At 63.9% G+C, this 19,832-nt stretch carries 14 protein-coding genes; 11 read left to right on the top strand and 3 right to left on the bottom strand.

The features are described from left to right. Positions 1–238 precede the first annotated feature (238 nt). The 6 genes from ACVOLZ_RS20330 to ACVOLZ_RS20305 all read left to right on the top strand — a co-directional run bounded on the left by ACVOLZ_RS20330 (position 239) and on the right by ACVOLZ_RS20305 (position 9,168). A complete protein-coding gene (locus tag ACVOLZ_RS20330) occupies positions 239–1,717 on the top strand; it encodes a ribosomal protein uL16 3-hydroxylase (protein ID WP_481517711.1) in 1,479 nt (492 codons plus the stop codon). Then, positions 1,714–2,619, top strand: a complete 906-nt coding sequence (locus tag ACVOLZ_RS20325) for a GNAT family N-acetyltransferase (RefSeq protein WP_481517710.1) — start codon at positions 1,714–1,716, stop codon at positions 2,617–2,619. The genes ACVOLZ_RS20330 and ACVOLZ_RS20325 overlap by 4 nt, the downstream gene beginning before the upstream one ends. A 174-nt stretch (positions 2,620–2,793) precedes the next feature. Next, entirely contained in the window at positions 2,794–5,625 is a 2,832-nt protein-coding gene (locus tag ACVOLZ_RS20320; protein WP_481517709.1) for a 2-oxoglutarate dehydrogenase E1 component, read from the top strand. Positions 5,626–5,668: 43 nt separating this feature from the next. Continuing rightward, entirely contained in the window at positions 5,669–6,868 is a 1,200-nt protein-coding gene (sucB, locus tag ACVOLZ_RS20315; RefSeq protein ID WP_481517708.1) for a dihydrolipoyllysine-residue succinyltransferase, read from the top strand. Positions 6,869–7,018: 150 nt separating this feature from the next. Then, on the top strand, positions 7,019–8,449 hold the full coding sequence (lpdA, locus tag ACVOLZ_RS20310; protein WP_481517707.1) for a dihydrolipoyl dehydrogenase: 1,431 nt from the start codon (positions 7,019–7,021) through the stop codon (positions 8,447–8,449). A 125-nt stretch (positions 8,450–8,574) separates the two neighbouring features. Then, positions 8,575–9,168: an LOG family protein gene (locus ACVOLZ_RS20305; protein ID WP_481517706.1), complete on the top strand. Its 594-nt coding sequence runs from the start codon at positions 8,575–8,577 to the stop codon at positions 9,166–9,168. Between the two features lie 344 nt (positions 9,169–9,512). On the opposite strand, the gene ACVOLZ_RS20300 is transcribed toward ACVOLZ_RS20305, so the two are convergent. Beyond that, a complete protein-coding gene (locus tag ACVOLZ_RS20300) occupies positions 9,513–12,413 on the bottom strand; it encodes a bifunctional diguanylate cyclase/phosphodiesterase (RefSeq protein ID WP_481517705.1) in 2,901 nt (966 codons plus the stop codon). Between the two features lie 180 nt (positions 12,414–12,593). Between ACVOLZ_RS20300 and ACVOLZ_RS20295 the strand changes: the two genes are divergently transcribed. From ACVOLZ_RS20295 to ACVOLZ_RS20275, 5 genes are all read left to right on the top strand, one after another. After that, positions 12,594–13,151 carry an RNA polymerase sigma factor gene (locus ACVOLZ_RS20295; protein ID WP_481513849.1) on the top strand — a complete coding sequence of 186 codons (558 nt, stop codon included), beginning with the start codon at positions 12,594–12,596 and terminating at the stop codon, positions 13,149–13,151. Continuing rightward, on the top strand, positions 13,148–14,203 hold the full coding sequence (locus tag ACVOLZ_RS20290) for a hypothetical protein (protein ID WP_481517704.1): 1,056 nt from the start codon (positions 13,148–13,150) through the stop codon (positions 14,201–14,203). The genes ACVOLZ_RS20295 and ACVOLZ_RS20290 overlap by 4 nt, the downstream gene beginning before the upstream one ends. Positions 14,204–14,249: 46 nt before the next feature. Then, entirely contained in the window at positions 14,250–14,846 is a 597-nt protein-coding gene (locus tag ACVOLZ_RS20285) for an IMPACT family protein (protein ID WP_481517703.1), read from the top strand. Continuing rightward, complete coding sequence (locus tag ACVOLZ_RS20280; RefSeq protein ID WP_481517702.1) at positions 14,839–16,608, top strand: ABC transporter transmembrane domain-containing protein; 1,770 nt, start codon at positions 14,839–14,841, stop codon at positions 16,606–16,608. Before ACVOLZ_RS20285 ends, ACVOLZ_RS20280 begins: the two co-directional genes overlap by 8 nt. 99 nt (positions 16,609–16,707) lie before the next feature. Beyond that, a complete protein-coding gene (locus tag ACVOLZ_RS20275) occupies positions 16,708–16,923 on the top strand; it encodes a hypothetical protein (RefSeq protein ID WP_481517701.1) in 216 nt (71 codons plus the stop codon). 569 nt (positions 16,924–17,492) lie between these two features. Here ACVOLZ_RS20275 and ACVOLZ_RS20270 read toward each other — a convergent pair. Both ACVOLZ_RS20270 and pdxY read right to left on the bottom strand, forming a co-directional pair. After that, positions 17,493–18,608: a prephenate dehydrogenase gene (locus ACVOLZ_RS20270; protein ID WP_481517700.1), complete on the bottom strand. Its 1,116-nt coding sequence runs from the start codon at positions 18,606–18,608 to the stop codon at positions 17,493–17,495. Continuing rightward, complete coding sequence (gene pdxY / locus ACVOLZ_RS20265) at positions 18,605–19,513, bottom strand: pyridoxal kinase (protein ID WP_296246233.1); 909 nt, start codon at positions 19,511–19,513, stop codon at positions 18,605–18,607. The genes ACVOLZ_RS20270 and pdxY overlap by 4 nt, the downstream gene beginning before the upstream one ends. Between the last annotated feature and the right edge of the window lie 319 nt (positions 19,514–19,832).

Below are 19,832 nucleotides of genomic sequence, written 5' to 3'. Positions count from 1 at the left end.
CTGGCGGCCCGCCCCCCGCCGCCGCCGCCCCCCCCCCCCCGCCCCCCCCCCCCCCAACTTTGTTTGATTGGGTGCACCGCCGGTTTCCTAGCATGGCTCGGCACTACAGATGCATTCTTTTCGCTGAATTTGATCCAGATCAGTCGCCTACGGTGCGCATTGCCGCCAACAAGGGGACAATAGAGGTCTGCGCGCCATCCGCGCCCCTGTTCGACCTCCGTTGCAAAGGATTTCCCCCATGGCTGCACGCAAGCAAAAGACCTATCCGATCGAAGTCCAGGCCAAGCCCGGCCTGCCGCTGGGCATGAGCCCGGCCATTTTCCTGCGCGATTACTGGCAGAAACGCCCGCTGTTGATCCGCGCCGCCTTCCCGGATTTCGAAACCCCGGTGCTGCCGGAAGACCTTGCTGGCCTGGCCTGCGAAGAAGGTGCGCTGGCCCGCATCGTCAGCCATGACCGTGCCACCGACGGCTGGACCCTGCGTACCGGCCCGTTCCAGGAAGAAGACTTCCCCGGCATGCCCGACCACGACTGGACCCTGCTGGTGCAGGACGTGGACAAGTGGGACCCGGAAGTGCGCGCCCTGACCTCCTACTTCAACTTCCTGCCGCGCTGGCGCATGGACGACGTGATGATCAGCTTTGCCGCCACCGGCGGTTCGGTTGGCGCCCATGTCGACCAGTACGACGTGTTCCTGCTGCAGGCCCATGGCCAGCGCCGCTGGCAGATCGACGCCAGCGAGTCGACCAAGGGCAAGCGTCCGTCGCTTGAGTTCCGCCCCGACGTCGAGCTGAAGCTGCTGAAGAAGTTCAAGGCGACCCACGATTGGGTGCTGGGCCCGGGCGACATGCTGTACCTGCCGCCGAACGTGCCGCACAACGGCGTTGCGGTGAACCCCTGCTTGACCTTCTCGTTCGGCATGCGCGCGCCGTCCTCGGCTGAGCTGATCAGCGACTATCTGGACGACCTGGTCGCCGATGCCGACGAATCGATCCGTTTCCAGGACCCGGACCTGAAGCTGCCGGAAGACCCGAACGAGATCGATGCCGCCGCGATGAAGCGCGTGGTCGCCGCGCTCAATGCGCTGCGCATGAACGACCCGGATCGCCTCGGCAACTGGTTCGGCCGCTTCATCACCACCTACCGCGCCGCCGGCGACATCCTGCCCTCGCAGGCACCGCCGTCGCCGGAAGAAGTAGTCGCCGAGCTGGAAAATGGCGGCGTGCTTGAACGCCATCCGTGGGCCCGCCTGGCTTGGCGCCGCGCCACCCGTGGCGCCTCGCTGTACTGCTCCGGCCTGGCGTTCCAGTTGTCGATCAAGGACGCGCAGACCCTTGCCGGTGCCGAACAGATCGATATCGCCCTGTTCAACAAGCTCGCCAACAAGGGCCGTGATGCGCTGATGGAACTGATCGTCGGCGGCCATTACCAGCTGCTGGACGTGGAAACCATTGCCGCCATGCTGGCCGAGCAGGACGCGCTGGAAGCCATGGAAGACGTGACCGAGGAAGATTTCGAGGACGAGGATTTCGATGACGAAGCCGATGCCCCGGAAGTCGAGATCGAAGTCATCGAGTACAGCGAAGCCGGTGAAGGCGAGCCGTCCAGCGCCAGCATCGAGACCGTGCTGGTCAATGAGGAAGGCGTCGAGGTCGTGGTGATCTGCAACGACGGCGAAGAAGAAGACGAAGACGACGCGGAAAACCCGTCGGCATGAGTCACAACGCGATCTTTCAAGTAGAGATCGCCGACTACGCCGTGCAGCAGACACTGCTGCACGGCGTGCGTCATACCGTATTTGTCGATGAACAGAACGTCCCGGTCGAGCTGGAAATAGACGCACTGGACCCGCTCAGCGACCACGCCCTGGCATTGGACCAACACGGCCAAGCCATAGGCGCGGCTCGACTGACCCCCGACCAGCGCATCGGCCGCATGGCCGTGCTCGCCGCCTGGCGCGGCAAGGGCGTCGGCCAAGCCTTGCTGAATGCGCTATTGAGCGCCGCCCGCAAGCGCGGCTGGGGCGAAGTCAGCCTGCATGCCCAGCTGCACGCCCGCGACTTCTATGCCTGCAATGGGTTTCTGCCGGAAGGCGTTGAATTTGAAGAGGCCGGCATCGGCCACCAAACCATGCGCCGGCGTCTGGACGGTGCGATGCGGGTGCAGGACCCGGACCAGGCCCGCGCCGCCATGGCCACGGTCATCCACGGCGCACGTCGCCACCTGCATCTGCAGCTACGCGGCAACGACGCCCTGCTCGGCCAAGCGCTGGTCCTGGACGCGCTGCGCCGCTTTGCCACCGCCCGCCACGACAAGCAGGTACTGGTGCTGCTGCACGAAGCCGACCTGCCAGCCCTGCCCGCGGCCTTCATCGCCCTGGTGCAGCGCCTGCCCAGTGTGTTCAAGCTACGTGAGCCGGTAGACCCGATGGACTGCGAGGTCAGTTCGGCCGCCATCAGCAACGATCGGGGCGACTGCTACTTTCGTCCAATGGGCGCCCGCGTAGAAGGCGAACTGTCCCTGGACAGCCCCGCCCGCGCGCAGCAGCAGGAAGCGCTGTTCAAGCGTATCTGGGAGCGTTCACGTGATTGCAACGGGCTTCGCGTACTAGGTGTCTGAGCATTGACCGGGGCAGGACACGCCGCAGTCAGGTATTAATGCGCGGGACAGTGTAGGTGCCCCTTCCTGTCCAGTGAGGGGTATAATTTCGTGGTTAGAACACGCCCGCGCGGGACGCTGTAGCAGGTCCGCCGGTTCCCAGAACTACCCCACAAGTGAATCCGACTCTCCATCGTGGACAATCTACTGAAGCAGTTTGCGCAATCATCGCAGCTCGCCGGCGGCAACGCCTCCTATGTCGAGGACCTGTACGAACAGTACCTCGTCTCCCCGGACAGTGTGGACCCCAAGTGGAAGTCCTACTTTGACGGCTTCAAAGGCCGCGAAGCTGGCGATGTGCCGCACTCTGCCGCCATCGCACACATCACCGAAGCCGCAAAGAACGCTGGCAAGGTCGGCGCCAACGCCGGTTCCGGCGACGAGCGCGAGCGCAATGTCGGCCGCCTGATCACCGCCTACCGTTCGCGCGGCCACCTCGGCGCCAACCTTGATCCGCTGGGCCTGACCCCGCCGGTCAACCCGCCGGACCTGGGCCTGCCCTTCCACCACCTCAGCGATGCCGACCTCAACGACGAGTTCAGCACCGGTGGTGTCGGCGGCCAGCCGCGGATGAAGCTGCGTGATCTGTTTGCGCGCCTGAAGGCGACCTATACCGGCTCGATCGGCGCAGAGTTCATGTATATCGCCGAAGTCGAGCAGCGCCAGTGGCTCTACCAGCGTCTCGAAACCGCCGGCGGCAACTACAACCTGGATGCCGACACCAAGCGTCGCACCCTGGAGCGTCTGACCGCGGCCGAAGGCCTCGAGCGATACCTGCACACCAAGTACGTCGGCCAGAAGCGCTTCTCGCTGGAAGGCGGCGACTCGCTGATCCCGATGATGGACACCATCATCCGCGACGCCGGCAAGGAAGGCGTCAAGGACGTGATCATCGGCATGGCCCACCGTGGCCGTCTGAACGTGCTGGTCAACACCCTCGGCAAGAACCCGCGCAAGCTGTTCGACGAGTTCGAAGGCAAGTTCGAGCACGACGACCGCGCCGTTGCCGGTGACGTGAAGTACCACATGGGCTTCTCGGCCGACGTCGCCAGCGATGGCGGCCCGGTGCACCTGGCCCTGGCGTTCAACCCGTCCCACCTCGAAATCGCCGATCCGGTGGTTGTTGGCTCGGTGCGCTCGCGCCAGGAACGCCGCAACGACACCGCGCGCAAGCAGGTGATGCCGGTCCTGATCCACGGCGACGCTGCATTCGCCGGCCAGGGCGTGGTGATGGAGCTGTTCCAGATGTCGCAGGCCCGCGGTTTCGCGGTCGGCGGCACCGTGCACATCGTCATCAACAACCAGGTGGGCTTCACCACCTCCAACCGCGACGACTCGCGCTCGACCCTGTACTGCACCGACATCGCCAAGATGGTCGCTGCACCGGTCCTGCACGTGAACGGCGACGATCCCGAAGCCGTGGTGTTCGCGGCCAAGCTGGCCTATGACTTCCGCCAGCAGTTCAACAAGGACGTCGTGATCGACCTGGTCTGCTACCGCCGCTGGGGTCACAACGAAGCCGATGAACCGGCGATCACCCAGCCGCTGATGTACCAGGTGATCCGCAAGCACAAGACTACCCGCGAGCTCTACGCAGAGCAGCTGGAAGCCGCAGGCGTCATCGCTGCCGGCGCTGGTAAGGACATGGTCGACGCTTACCGCAACAAGCTGGACTCCGGTGAAGTCACCACCGAGCTGGCCAAGGTCGAAAAGACCCCGGCCACCAGCAAGATGTACGTGGATTGGTCGAAGTACCTGTCGGGCAAGCTGTCCGATCCGGTCAGCACCAAGGTCGACATGGGCAAGCTGACCCAGCTGGCCACCATGATCAACACCATTCCGGAAGGCGTGGAAGTGCATTCGCGCGTTGCCAAGGTATACGACGACCGTCGCAAGATGGCCGCCGGTGAAATCCTCGGCGACTGGGGCTTTGCCGAAAACCTGGCCTACGCAACGCTGCTGGACGAAGGCAATGCGCTGCGTCTGGTTGGCCAGGACGTGGGCCGCGGCACCTTCACCCACCGCCACGCGATCCTGCACGACCAGAAGACCGACAACTACTACCTGCCGTTGCGTCAGCTGGTCGAGTCGCCGGAACAGGCCACCATCATCGATTCGCTGCTCAGCGAAGAAGCCGTGATGGCGTTCGAATACGGCTTCTCCACCACCGATCCGAATACCTTGTGCATCTGGGAAGGCCAGTTCGGCGACTTTGCCAACGGCGCCCAGGTCGTGATCGATCAGTTCATCGCCTCCGGCGAAGCAAAGTGGGGCCGTATCTCCGGCCTGACCCTGCTGCTGCCGCACGGTTATGAAGGTCAGGGTCCGGAACACAGCTCAGCGCGCCTTGAGCGCTTCCTGCAGCTGTGCGCACTGGAGAACATGCTGGTCTGCGTGCCGTCGACTCCGGCGCAGGCATTCCACATGCTGCGTCGCCAGATGCGCATGGCTACCCGCAAGCCGCTGGTCGTCATGTCGCCCAAGTCGCTGCTGCGTCACAAGCTGGCCGTGTCCAGCCTGGACGAAATGGCCAACGGCGAGTTCCAGCACCTGATCGGCGACGCCACCGCGGACGTCAAGAAGGTCAAGCGCGTCGTCGTGTGTTCGGGCAAGGTCTATTACGACCTGCTTGAAGACGTGACCAAGCGCGGTCAGGATGACGTTGCACTGGTGCGCGTTGAACAGCTCTACCCGTTCCCGCGCCCGGCGCTGGCTGCCGAACTGAAGAAGTACGGCAAGGCAACCGACGTCGTGTGGTGCCAGGAAGAGCCGATGAACCAGGGTGCGTGGTACCAGATCAAGCACCACCTGCAGGCATGCGTGGCCGATGGCCAGGCACTGCACTATGCCGGTCGTCCGCGTTCTCCGTCGCCTGCTGTTGGCCACATGTCCGATCACCTGCGCGAACTCGCACAGCTGCTCGCCGACGCGCTGGTCAACAAGATCGACGACAACTACGCCGAATAAGCCCCCTTTTCCACAAGAATAACGAAACCAGGAAATCAGCCAAATGGCCACCGAAGTCAAAGTACCGGTACTGCCCGAATCCGTCTCCGACGCCACCATCGCCACCTGGCACAAGAAGGTTGGTGATGCGGTCAAGCGTGATGAGAACCTGCTCGACCTGGAAACCGACAAGGTCGTGTTGGAAGTACCGGCGCCGGTTGATGGCGTGCTGAAGGAAATCAAGTTCCAGGAAGGCGACACCGTCACCTCGAGCCAGCTGCTGGCGATCATCGAGGAAGGCGCGGTTGCCGCTGCCGCTCCGGCCGCTGCTGCTGAAGCACCGAAGGCTGCTGCCCCGGCCGCCGCCGCTCCGGCCGCTGCCGCTGCTCCGGCCCCGGCTGCCAAGTCGGCTGCCGACGGCCTGCCGCCGGGCGCCCGCTTCTCGGCAATCACCGAAGGCGTGAACCCGGCTGATGTGTCCGGCACCGGCCGTCATGGCGCCGTGACCAAGGAAGACATCGTCAACTTCGCCCGCAACGGCGGCGTCGGCAAGGCCGGCGGCGCACGTCCGGAAGAACGCGTACCGATGACCCGCATGCGCAAGCGCATTGCCGAGCGTCTGATGCAGTCGAAGAACTCGACCGCCATGCTGACCACCTTCAACGAAGTCAACCTGTCCAAGGTTTCGGCTGCGCGCAAGGAACTGCAGGAAGAGTTCGTCAAGGCCCACGGCATCAAGCTCGGTTTCATGAGCTTCTTCGTCAAGGCTGCCGCCAACGCACTGCAGCGCTTCCCGCTGGTCAATGCCTCGATCGATGGTGACGACATCATCTATCACGGCTACTCGGACATCTCGATTGCCGTGTCGACCGAGAAGGGTCTGGTGACCCCGGTGCTGCGCAACGTCGAGCGCATGTCGTTCGCCGACATCGAAAAGGCAATTGCCGACTACGCCAAGAAGGCCCGTGACGGCAAGCTGTCGCTGGAAGAACTGCAGGGCGGCACCTTCACCGTGACCAACGGTGGCACCTTCGGCTCGCTGATGTCGACCCCGATCGTCAACCCGCCGCAGAGCGCCATCCTCGGCATGCACGCCATCAAGGACCGTCCGATCGCCGAGAACGGCCAGGTCGTGATCGCCCCGATGATGTACCTGGCCATGTCCTATGACCACCGCATCATCGATGGCAAGGATTCGGTGCAGTTCCTGGTGGACATCAAGAACCAGCTGGAAAACCCGGGCCGCATGCTGTTCGGTCTGTAATAGCCGGGAATCGGGAATGGAGAATCGGGAATGGGTAAGCACTTACCCACCCCTCCATTCCCGCTTGGACCCGATCGGAGAGGCGGGTTGGTTTGGCTACTGCTTTGACCATTCCCCACTCCCTATTCCCCATTCCCGCGAGTGAATAAAATGAGCGAACAACAACAATTCGACGTCGTCGTCATCGGTGCTGGTCCGGCCGGCTACCACGCTGCCATCCGCGCCGCACAGCTGGGCCTGAAGACCGCCTGCATCGATGCAGCGCTGGGCAAGGACGGCAAGCCGGCACTGGGCGGCACCTGCCTGCGCGTGGGCTGCATCCCGTCCAAGGCGCTGCTGGACTCCTCGCGCCAGTACTGGAACATGGGCCACATCTTCGATCAGCACGGCATCAGCTTCAACGACGCCAAGATCGACGTGAACAAGATGGTCGGCCGCAAGGACGCCATCGTGAAGCAGTTCACCGGCGGCATCGCCCAGTTGTTCAAGGCCAACAAGGTCGCCACCTACTACGGCTTCGGCCAGCTGCAGGCCGGCAATGTGGTCAAGGTCAAGCAGCACGACGGCTCGGAAGTCGAGCTCAAGGGCACCAACGTCATCATCGCCGCCGGTTCGGACTCGATCGAACTGCCGTTCGCCAAGTTTGACGGCAAGCACATCGTCGACAACGTCGGCGCACTGGACTTCACCGAAGTGCCGAAGCGTCTGGCCGTGATCGGCGCCGGCGTGATCGGCCTGGAACTGGGCAGCGTGTGGAAGCGCCTGGGTTCGGACGTCACCATCCTGGAAGCACTGCCGGAATTCCTGGCTGCTGCCGATGCTGAAGTCGCCAAGGTTGCCGCCAAGGAATTCAAGAAGCAGGGCCTGAACATCCTGCTCAACGCCAAGGTCTCCAAGACCGAGATCAAGGGCGAAGAAGTCATCGTCAGCTACACCGATGCCGAAGGCGAGAAGAGCCTGACCGTCGACAAGCTGCTGGTGGCCGTTGGCCGTCGCGCTGCCAGCAAGGGCCTGCTGGCCGATGGCACCGGCGTGCAGATCAACGAGCGTGGCCAGATCGTGGTCGACGACCATTGCCACACCGGCGTCGATGGCGTCTGGGCAGTGGGTGACTGCGTGCGCGGCCCGATGCTGGCCCACAAGGGCTTTGAAGAAGGCGTCGCCGTGGCTGAGCTGATTGCTGGCCTGCCGGGCCACGTCAACTTCGACACCATCCCGTGGGTGATCTACACCGAACCGGAACTGGCGTGGGTCGGCAAGACCGAAGCCCAGCTCAAGGCCGAGGGCATCCCGTACAAGGCTGGCAGCTTCCCGTTCGCCGCCAACGGCCGCGCCGTCGCCATGGTGGAGCCGGCTGGCTTCGTCAAGGTGCTGGCACACGCCGAAACCGACCGCGTGCTGGGTATGCACCTGGTTGGCGCCAATGTCTCCGAGCTGGTGCACGAAGGTGTGCTGACCATGGAGTTCAGCGGCTCGTCCGATGACCTGGCCCGCATCTGCCACGCCCACCCGTCGCTGTCCGAGGCAGTGCACGACGCGGCGATGGCAGTGACCAAGCGCGCCATCCACAAGGCCAACTAAGCTCCACGGCCTGTGACCTGAAGGCTCCGCTCCGGCGGAGCCTTCTTGCTTTTGTAGTCCCCGGTCTGCGTGCGTATTCATCGGCAGCAGAGCGACCACCTCTTCCCATCCATCAGGAACAACACATGAAGTCCATCTGCGTCTATTGCGGCTCCAATCCCGGCGCCAAGCCCATCTACGTCGAACGCGCCACCGAGTTGGGCACGCGCATCGCCAACGAAGGCCTGCGCCTGGTCTATGGTGGCGGCCGTACCGGCCTGATGGGCGCGGTAGCCGATGGCGTGCTGGCGGCAGGTGGCGAAGTCACCGGCGTGATTCCGCAGCATCTGGTGGACATGGAAGTCGCGCACAAGGGCGTGACCTCGCTGGAAATCGTCAGCTCGATGCATGAGCGCAAGTCGCGCATGTTCGACCTGTCCGACGCCTTCGTCGCCCTGCCCGGCGGCTTCGGTACTGCCGAAGAGATTTTCGAGATGCTGACCTGGCGCCAGCTCGGCATCGGCCACAAGCCCTGCGCCTTCCTCGATATCGATGGCTTCTACCAGCCGCTGATCGGCATGATCGACACCATGGTCAGCGAGCGCTTCCTGCACCCGGAACAGCGCGAAGACCTGTGGTACGGCGACGACGCCACGCAGATGTTCGAATGGATGCGCAACTACTCCCCGGCGCAGGCTGACAAGTGGTTTGACGAGAAGAAGCGCAACGCACTGCGTTGAGGCAAACGGCGAGCTTTTTGTAGGAGCGGCGCAAGCCGCGAAGCTCATACACCACACAGATCATCGGCATTCAAAGCCCCCAACGGCAACATCCAATGCGCATCGTGCAATTGCAGCCGATGCGCGACGGATGCATTTGTGGCTTCGCGGCTCACGCCGCTCCCACAATCGTCCGGTTGGTTTTTGTGGGAGAGGCATGAGCCGCGAAGCTCGTATCCTGCATAGACCGCAGGCCTTTGAAGCAAACAACAGCAAAGGCCAACATGCATCGTGCAATCGCAATCGATGCGCGTCGGGGACATTGCCGGCTTCGCGGCTGACGCCGCTCCTACGAAAGCCTGCGCTTATGCGCGCTGCAAGGTCTCTTCGCGGGGCGCCGGGTAACCCAGCAGGTAACCCTGGCCGAAGTTGCAGCCCAGATCCTTGAGCGTCTGCAGCTGTCGTTCGTTCTCGATGCCCTCGCCTATCGTCTCGATGCCCAACGTGCGTGCGAGCGACAGCACGCCTTCCACCAGCGCAAGCGTACTGTTGCTGCCTTCATCATGCAGACCGGCAACGAAGCTGCGGTCCACCTTCAGCGCACTGATCGGGAAGCGATGCAGATAGGACAGCGCCGAATAGCCGGTGCCGAAGTCATCCAGCTGCACCACCACGCCGCGCTCGCGCAGCTGATGCAGTGCACGCAAGGTGCGCGGCTCGTCATCCAGCAAGGCCATCTCGGTGATCTCTACGCGTAGACGCCCGGGGTCTGCCCCTGCTGCATCCAACATCCCCAGCAGCCGCGGTGCAAACTCAGCCGAACGGAAATGCCGCGGCGAGACGTTCACCGAGATGTAGCCGGCAGCCGAAGCCGCCATGTCCTGCATCACCTGCTCGTAGATCTGCCAGTCGACCTGTTCGATCAGACCGCTTTCCTCACCCAACGATAGAAATTCACCCGGCAGCAATACACCACGACGCTCATGCTGCCAACGCAGCAGCGCCTCGTGCCCGACCACCTGGCCATCGAGCAGGGACACGATGGGCTGGTAATACGGCAGGAAATCGCGCTTTTTGATCGCCCTGCGCAGGTCCGCTTCCAGCTCAAGACTGCGCATGGCCTCGTCGTGCATCGCGCCGTCGAACATCACGCAGCGGTCCTGGCCCTTGAGCTTGGCCCGGTACATCGCAGCGTCCGCGTCGCGCAGCAGGTCCGCGCCAGATGTGTAGCGGGCATCCCATACCGCGATGCCGATGCTGCCGGAGGGGAACAGCTCGCGTCCATCCACCCACATCGGCGCTTCCAGCGCTTTGAGCAGGCGACGGCCCAGGTCCATCGCTGCGTTCGAACCGCGATCGGAGTGCACAAGCAGCGCGAATTCATCGCCACCCAGTCGCGCCACCACGTCCTCACCACGCACCAGACCCACTAGCCGGCGCGCGACCTCGACCAGCATCTGGTCGCCAGCGGCATGACCAATACTGTCGTTGACCCACTTGAAGCGATCCAGATCGAGGAACAGCAAGGCGAAATGCGGGGCGATACCCAACTCCGCATTCTCGATTGCACGCTCCAATCGATCCTGCAAGTGCAGGCGATTGGGTAGCCCGGTCAGCACGTCATGCATGGCCAGATGGGTCAAACGCTGCTCGGCACGCATACGTTCGCCAATCTGTCCCAGCAACTTCTGATTCACCTCGCCCAACTCACGGGTGCGCTCTGTCACTCGCAGCTCCAGGTCGGCGTGGGCCTGCAGCAAGCGCTGTTGATCGCGCTGGCGGGCAAGACTGTTGCCGATGGCGCGGGCAACAAATACCAACAAGCGCTGATCATCGGCAGTGAACGCGACCTCCGGGTTGTAGCTCTGCACCGCAATGACGCCTACTACTTCGTCATCACTGAACAAGGGCACGCCCAGCCAGCACTGCGACTTGGCGCCGAATTCCTTCAAGTCCCCGGCCGCGATCAACCTGTCGATATCCGCCCGCGTCAGCAGCACCGGTTCGCGGCGTTGCAACGCGTATTCGGTCAAGCCATCGCTGAAGATCCGGGTTGCGCGTTCGCGGTTGAAGCGATCCACGGAATAGACGAACTCGATGCCGGTTGCATCTGCTGTCACCATCGCCACGTAGAAGTTGCTGGCATCCAGCAGCCGGCCGATGATCTCGTGCACCTGCGCATAGAAATCGCCGGTGGCCTTGCCACTCATCGCCAGCTCGGAGATGTTGAACAGCGCCGCCTGCAGCAATTCCGCACGCCGGCGTTCGATGATCTCGCCCTGCAGGTGGTCGTTGATGTGTTCCAGATCCTGGGTGCGCTGCCAGACCCGCTGCTCGAGCTGCGCATGCGCCTGATGCCGATCCATCGCGGTAAGGATGTGCTTGGCGACAAAGTTCAGCAGCGCCAGCTCTTCCTCGCCATAGCAGGCATCGGCAACATAGCTTTGCACCACGATGGCGCCGCACACCCGGTTGTCGCGCCACATCGGCACACCCAGCCAGTCGGTACTCTCCTCGCCCTCCGATACCTCGTACGGCTGTTCCAGATATTTGGCCAGCTCACGCGACGGCCCGCTCAGTGCCCGACCATTGCGCAGCACCGCAAAGGTCAAACTGGCCGGCATTTCCTCGTAACGATAGCGACGCCCGGGGTCAGGCAGGTAGCTGTCATGGGTATCAACGAAATAAAGGAATTCCAGACTCTGCTGATTCTCATCGCACTCGACGATGTAGCAGTTCTCCGCGTACATCAACGAACCGAGGATGCGATGGAAATGCGCCATCATCTCAGTCATCGCCAGATCGGCGCCGGCCAGATCGGCAATTTCGAACAGGGCCTTCTGCAGCTGTTTGGAGCGCTGCAATTCTTCGATCTGGATGCGCTGACGCATCAGTTCCATGGCCGAGCAGATCAACACCCGCGCCGTGCCCTGCCATGCTTCGCGGCGTGCCACCGGCAATGCCTGTTCGGGATCGATCAGCAGCACGTAGTCCGCGTCGCTGTCGTGACTCCATTCCAGTAGGTGGACGGAGCCGGGAAGATCTCCGGTATTGCCTGCAAGGCAGTCACGCGCCAGCTGGCACAGGCCATCGGCTGATTCCGGGAAACTGCAGCTACCCTTGCCCAGCAAACCGTCGTGCCACGCCAGCGCAACCGTGCTGACGGGAGGCAACAAGCTCTGCAATGTCGCTACCACTTTGGTGACCGGCGAAAATGTATCGGCGCGTTGGGTTTCGACCTTCGCGTCAAGCTCGCTATACGACATGTATCCGTTCTCTCTGGGTCCCGGCATCCCGGAACTCCCCCCTGAACCTCCAGCATACCTTTCGCAGCGGTCAAGAGCAGTGCGTCGCAGAAAAAGATTCCGATTCACGATTATGAATGCGCATTGCCGCAGCCTCCCGCGGAGCTAGGCAGAATCCAAGCCAGCCACTACGCTTGGCAGGTGGATACCGCTGTCCAAACCCCTACCGATGAAGTGCTGATGTTGGCCTATGCCGACGGTGACAGCGATGCGTTCTCCGAGCTCTATGCCCGGCATCGCGCGCGGCTGTTCCACTATCTGCTCGGCCAGCTGCGCGACCGGCCGTTGGCCGAGGAACTCTTTCAGGACGTCTGGCAGAAGATGATCAATGCCCGCGCTGGCTGGAAGCCTGACGCGGCCTTTGCCACCTGGCTGTTCCGTATCGCCCACAACCGCCTCAACGACCATTGGCGGGCCGCCCGCCATCGCCCGGCAGCACCAGAAGACGCCGACGAGCGCACCGCGCGTCTAGCCGACAACTGCACGCCGGAATTACTGGCAGACGAACAAGCCCAGCGCCTGCAACTGCGCCAGGCCTTGGCCGAGTTGCCACCGGAACAACAGGAAGTCGTGATCCTGCGACTGGAACAGGAACTCAGCCTGGAGGAGATCGGGCAGATCACCGGCGTGGGCCGGGAAACCGTCAAGTCGCGGCTGCGCTATGCGATGGACAAGCTGCGCGCGAGGTTGAGCGAATGAACATCCCAGACATGCTGACTCCCGAAGAGCGTGAGCTGGCCCGGCTGCTCGGGCGCCCTGGCGCTGGTGCCGCAGGGCCAAGCGCGCAGTTGGATGCGCGGATTCTGGCCATGGCCCAGGGCAACGCACAGGCGCCGGCCCAGCCCCAATCAGAGACGCAGGCTGCGCTTCGCGAAGCGCTCACAGCCAACTTGCGCCCAGCATCGCGCAACCGTGGCTGGGGACGCCGCCGCGGACTGGTGTCTTCATTTGCCGTGGCAGCGTCACTGGTGCTGGTGGTTGGTCTGGCCTGGCAGCTGCGCCCGCTGCCGCCGCAGCCAGCAATGCAGCACGCCGAAGTGGCCGCGCCTGCTGCCGATATGGCAGCCGCAGAGGTAGCTGCTGTTCCGGCTGCTGCGCCAATGCCGAACCAGTCAGCCGAGGATGCTGCCGCTGCCTCAGCACCCGCAGCACCGCAAGCCCAATCCGTGGCAAGCGCGAAGGAACGTCGTGCCGATGCGCCGCAAGCTCCTCAGGCAAATGTTGCGGGCAATGACGAGACAAACGTCATCGAAAAACCCAGCACTAGCAATGCAGGGCAATCACCACGCGCCGTCGCCAATGCGCCGGTTACGCCCCCGGCACCGCCCGCACCTCCCGCTCCGCCAATGCCGATGATGGCCCCGGCACCGATGGCTGCCCCGGTTCAAGCCGAGCAGGCCATCAGCACCGCCGGCGCGCAAGCTGACCTCTATCGCAGCGAGGCCGCGCCAGCACGCGCTGCACCCCCGCGTCTGGCGCCTGCTGGTTCCACACCGATTCCCCATGCTGGCACCAAGGCCGTAAGCAAAGCCGCCGATGCGCGTCGCCAGCGTGCGGAAGCAATCGCCGCCGACAGCACACCCGACATCGAAGCCGACACCACGCTGTCACGCCACCAATGGATCAAGCGCATCCGCGAGCGCCACGAAGCTGGTGATCTGGAAGGTGCAAAGGCCAGCCTGCGGCGCTTTGCCCACGACTACCCGGAAGCGCGCATTCCGCGCGATCTGCGGCCGCTGCTCAAGGATTGAGCAGCATCGGCTACCGCTTTGCAGCGCTGCCACTAGAATGACGGCAATGCTCGACACTCTCGCCGCACCCGCCAGCCACGAGCTGGAGATCAAACACAGCCGCTTCCTCGCACAGGCAGCGCCGATCAGCGATGCCGGCGCAGCGCTGGCATTCATCCAGTCGGTTTCGGATGTCGATGCCACCCACAACTGCTGGGCCTACCGGCATGGCAATGACTACCGCTCCAGCGACGACGGCGAGCCGGCCGGCACTGCCGGGCGCCCGATTCTGGCGGCGATTGATGGCCAGGGCTACGACCGTATCGCCGTAGTGGTCACGCGCTGGTATGGCGGCATCAAACTCGGCGCTGGTGGCCTGGTCCGTGCCTACGGCGGCACCGCGGCCGAATGCCTGCGACTGGCTCAACGCAGCCCGCTGGTACCGATGACCGAGCGCATCCTGCAATGTGGCTTTGAGGACATGGGTATCGTGCATACCCTGCTGGGTGCCACCGGCGCCGAGAAGCTTGACGAACAATTCCTGCCCGAAGGCCTGCGCCTGCATGTGCGCCTGCCGGCAGACCAGATCGATGCGCTGGCCCTGCGCCTGCGCGACGCCACCCGCGACCGCCTACGCCTGAGCGAACCCGCCGACCATGACTGAAGCAGCTTCCACCCCGCCGCAGCGCAAACTGCAGAAACTCGGCAGCCTGAAAACCCTGTGGCCGTTCGTGCGTCGCCACGCTGGCCTGTTCACCGCTTGGCTGGTCGCTTTGGCCGTGTCGTCGACGGCGACCTTGAGCCTGCCGATGGCGGTCAAGCAGATGATCGACCACGGCTTCTCCGGTGGCGGCGAGATCAACCGCGCCTTCATGTTGCTGTTCGTCGTCGCGGTGGTGCTGGCACTGGCGACCGCCGCACGTTTCTTCTTCGTCTCCCTGCTGGGCGAGAAAGTCGTTGCCGACCTGCGCGCCAAACTCTACGCGCACCTGATTGGTCTGGACGCTGGCTTCCACGACCGTACCCGCAGCGGCGAGCTGGTGTCACGGCTGACCGCCGACAGCGAACTGCTGCGCAGCGTGATCGGCTCAACCATGTCGGTGGCACTGCGCAGCAGCGTCACCGTGATCGGTGCGATGGTGATGTTGTTCGTCACCAGTCCGCACCTGGCGGTGTACTCGCTGATCGGCATTCCGTTGGCGGTGCTGCCGATCGTGTTGGGCGCACGCAAGCTGCAGAAGATCTCTCGCGCCAGCCAGGACCGCGTCGCCGATGCCAATGCGCTCGCCTCGGAAACACTGGGCGCGGTGCGCACCGTGCAGGCGCATGCCCGCGAGCCGTATGAGCGCGGCCGCTTCGAGGCGGCGTTGGATATCTCGGTGGCCACCGCGAAGCGTCGCATCCGCACCCAATCCTTCGTCACCGCCATCGCCATCGTGCTGGTATTCGGTGCAATCGTTGCGGTGCTGTGGTCGGGCGCACACGATGTGGTCGACGGCCGCATGACTGCCGGTACGCTAGGCCAGTTCGTGCTGTACGCCTTGATCGGCGGTGGTTCGGTTGGTGCCCTGGCCGAAGTGTGGAACGAACTGCAGCGCGCATCCGGCGGCATGGGCCGCATTGGTGAACTGCTGGCCGAGAGCCCGCAGATCACCGCACCGGTACAGCCACAATCGCTACCCTCACCGGTTCGCGGCGAAATCCGCTTCGAGCATGTGTCGTTCCATTACCCGCAACGTCCGGATCATCCGGCACTGGATGATTTCAGTCTGACCGTGGCGCCGGGCGAAACCGTAGCTTTGGTCGGCCCCTCAGGTGCCGGCAAAAGCACGGTGCTGTCGCTGCTGCTGCGCTTCCATGACCCGGACAGTGGCAGCCTGCGTCTGGACGGCATTGATCTGCGCGAGCTGGACCCGGCACAGCTGCGCCAAAGCATTGCGCTGGTGCCGCAGCAACCAGCCCTGTTCGCAGCCAGCGCCGCCGACAACATCCGCTATGGTCGACTCGAAGCCAGCGACGAAGAAGTTCGCGCCGCCGCCCGCTCGGCCGAGGCTGACGACTTCCTGATGCAGTTGCCGGAAGGCTATGCCAGCGACCTGGGCGAGCGCGGTGCGCGCCTGTCTGGTGGCCAGCAGCAGCGCGTGGCGATCGCTCGCGCACTGCTCAAGGACGCGCCGGTATTGCTGCTGGACGAAGCCACCAGCGCGTTGGATGCACAGAGCGAACGCGCCGTGCAACAGGCACTGGAACGGCTGATGGCTGGGCGCACAACGCTGGTCATCGCGCATCGCCTAGCAACCGTGCTCAAGGCCGACCGCATTGTGGTGATGGACCATGGTCGGATCGTTGCGCAGGGCACGCATGCTGAACTGTTGGCCCAGGACGGCTTGTATGCCGAGCTGGCGCGGCTGCAATTCATAGATTGAGAACGCTGCGGTAACGTATCGCTAACAACGCCAGCGGCAAGCTCACAGGGTGGTCGCGTTGATGCACTGCGACCACCTTCCCAGCATTGGAGGCGAGCTATGGCGTTCCGACAATTTCCTGCAACCACCCGCGATGGCGAAAGCTGCATCGTCATCGAGTTTCTGGATGAGCCCGGCACCAGCCAGGCCAGCAGCACCAACCGTCCGCCGCGTTATGAACTTGCCGACGGCCGGCCGCTGCTGCGTCGTGGCAGCAACCTGTTCAGTGCCGATGGCGAAGTCAGCCTGTCGATGAACCAGCCCTACCGGGCCTGATTCCCTGCTTCTGCAGCGCGCCGTGATCATTGCCGGCGCGCATCAGGAAGGCCCCGCTGCCGGCTGGCCGGGTAATACTGAATACGCTTTGCCGATCCGGCCCGCGGCTGATCAATTTTTCACCAACCATCTTGACAGCCTTGTGCCCCAAGGGATGTCAGTGATTATCCACATGCTTGCACACACGTCGCTGTGGATTAAGTCGCAGCTGGTGAGACGCAAATAAGCTTGAGCCCCCTCCCTTTTGCGCAGCAAAGGGGAGGGTTGGGGAGGGGTGCCTTAGCCGCCATGGCCTTTGTGGGAGCGGCGTAAGCCGCGGAGCGGCGATCCCGCACCCTTATGGCCCCAAGGCCACTGCCAAGCGCTATCGGCTTCGGGTGGTTACGGGAGCATAGCGGCTTAAGCCCCGACCACAGCGCTGCCCCCTCCCTTTTGCGTAGCAAAGGGGAGGGTTGGGGAGGGGTGCTTTTGGGCTGTTGCAGTTGCAGTTGCTCTTGCACGTGTTGGCTCACGTGCTTCGCGGCTAACGCCGCTCCTACAAGGTCGGGCATTCTGTGGGAGCGGCGCGCTTACCGCTCCAGCACCCGGCCTATGCCGCTGCTGTTGATCTCGTCACTGGCGGCTGAAATCACGTCAGCTGCATACGCCTGCACAAAACCCATCCGGAAATGCACTTCGCCAATCGGCGTACGCGAGGAGTGAATCGAAGCCAGGCTGATGCCATGCCGCTCGAACACATGCAGCAACTCACGCAAGGAACCGGCGCGATCCTCCGGCAGATGCACACTCATCGCGCTCTGATCGGTCAGATCCGCCAGCAGATAACCAACCCGCTCGAAGCTGTAGTTGCCATCGCGCAGGGTCTGCTCGTCCACAGCGGCCTTGTTATCGGCAAGGTACTTGGTGCGGAACACGGCGCGCGCCGCATCATCGCCCTGCCCCACCAGACCACGCAGTTGCTGCAGCTGCTGCAGCAGGTGATCAAGCACTTCACCGGCATGCGGATTGCCGAACTGGATGTCCTCATAGATGGCTGGGTTCAACGACAGGATGCGCAAGATCACCGCCGCATCCAGCTCAAACGCGGCCGAGCGATACGGCATCAATTCGCTCAGCGAGCCCAGCATCGGCGCGTATTCGCGCAGCACGCCAGCCTGAGCCAGGTGGGTGGCATGCACCATCGCCTGCACCAAGGCCATCACCCGATCGTGGTGCTCGGCAGTGCCGCGCACACACTCGGCCTGTATGGCGATGCACAGTTCATCCAGCCAGGCCTGCCAATGCGCATCCAACCGCGCTTCACAGACCACCATCACCCTGCCCTTCAAGGTCGGTGCCTTGGGCGGCGCAGTCATCGGGTGCAGGCCGGCGACCGAGGCCTGTGATTCCAGCATCGCCGTGACCGGCTCGGCCTTGATCGAGGTGACGTCCAGCCACAGCTTGCCGCGCTCACGCCCGGCCGATTGCCGGATGTAGTCGCGGATCAATGCGGGCGTGTGCCGGATCGGTGCAGAGAACAGCAGCACATCGGCCTGTTCCAGCAACTGCTCCGGTGTCTGCGAGTCCGCATCGATCGGATCATGGCCGATGACCTGCAAGCCCATGCGCGATTCGAAGAAGCCACGCAACCAACGTCCAAAGGCACCGCCGCTACCGACGATACCAATGACCGGCCGCAGACTCACGCCAGACGCTCGGCACGGAAGCGGTATGGCGTACCCAAGGCAGCCGGTGCGGCCGCCAACACGTCGAACTCTTCCACACCGGTTGCCAGGGTCGCTTCCAACGCTGCGTGCACACCAGCAATGGCGCGACTCACACCGTCCTCGAAGCTATGGCCCTTGAGCAGGAAGGCGACCAGCAGCGACATCAACACGTCACCGGTACCGGCCACATCCACCGGCAGATGTGGCGAGGTCCAACGCCAGATCTGTTCGCGGCCAATGGCCAAGGTCACCAGCTCGCCCGGATCACCGGACACCGAATGCGCAATCACCCATTCCGGGCCGCGTTCCAGCAACTTGCGCGATGCAGCGATGGCGTCGTCCTGTTCCAATGCTGGCATGCCGGTCAATCGGCCCAGCTCAAAAGCGTTGGGCGTGACCAGCCAGGCGTGTGGCAGCAGGCGCTCGATGAAGATCTTTTCCAGCCCTGGTTCAACATAAGGGCCGGTATGGGTATCGCCAATCACCGGATCCAGGCAGTAACGAAGCTGCGGCGACTGCGGCAGCACTACGTCCAGCCAATCAGCAAAGGCGGCGCCGTTGGCGACGCTGCCGAAGTAACCGGATACCAGGGCACCGGCGCGTTGCGGCAGGCCCCGCTCGGTTGCGCCCTGCAGCAGCTCGGCAAACCAGTCTGCAGGCAGCACGCGGCCGCGCAGCGTTGCGTAGAACGGCGCATTGCTCAACAGCGTGGTGGGGATTTCGGCGACGCGCAGGCCAAGGGCGCGCAGCGGCGGCACTGCCGCGCTGTTGCCGGCATGGCCGTAGACCAATTGGGATTGCACGGAAATCACGTCCACCGGCGACGGCCCATCCGGGCGTTGCCGACGACCGTGCACGAGATGGCTATGGTCGACTTCGTTCATCGCCCTATTCTACGTCCGCAGGACAAGGCGCGACTGCATACGCTTGCGCGCGCAACCAATAGCAGATGGCATAACGAAAAAAGCCGCAGCAAGCTGCGGCTTTGATTCATGTAGTGGGGGGGGGGGGGGGGGGGGGGGGGGGGGGGGGGGGGGGCCGGCGGGGGGGGGGGGGGGGGGGGGCGGGGGGGGGGGGGGGGGGGGGGGGGGCGGGGGGGGGGGGGGGGGGGGGGGGGGGGGGGGGGGGGGGGGGGGGGGGGGGGGGGGGGGGGGGGGGGGGGGGGGGGGGGGGGGGGGGGGGGGGGGGGGGGGGGGGGGGGGG

The sequence above is a fragment of the Stenotrophomonas sp. STEN020 genome, assembly GCF_056760195.1.
Note: the sequence above shows the minus strand (reverse complement) of the source record. Positions and strands in the feature narration are given on the sequence as shown.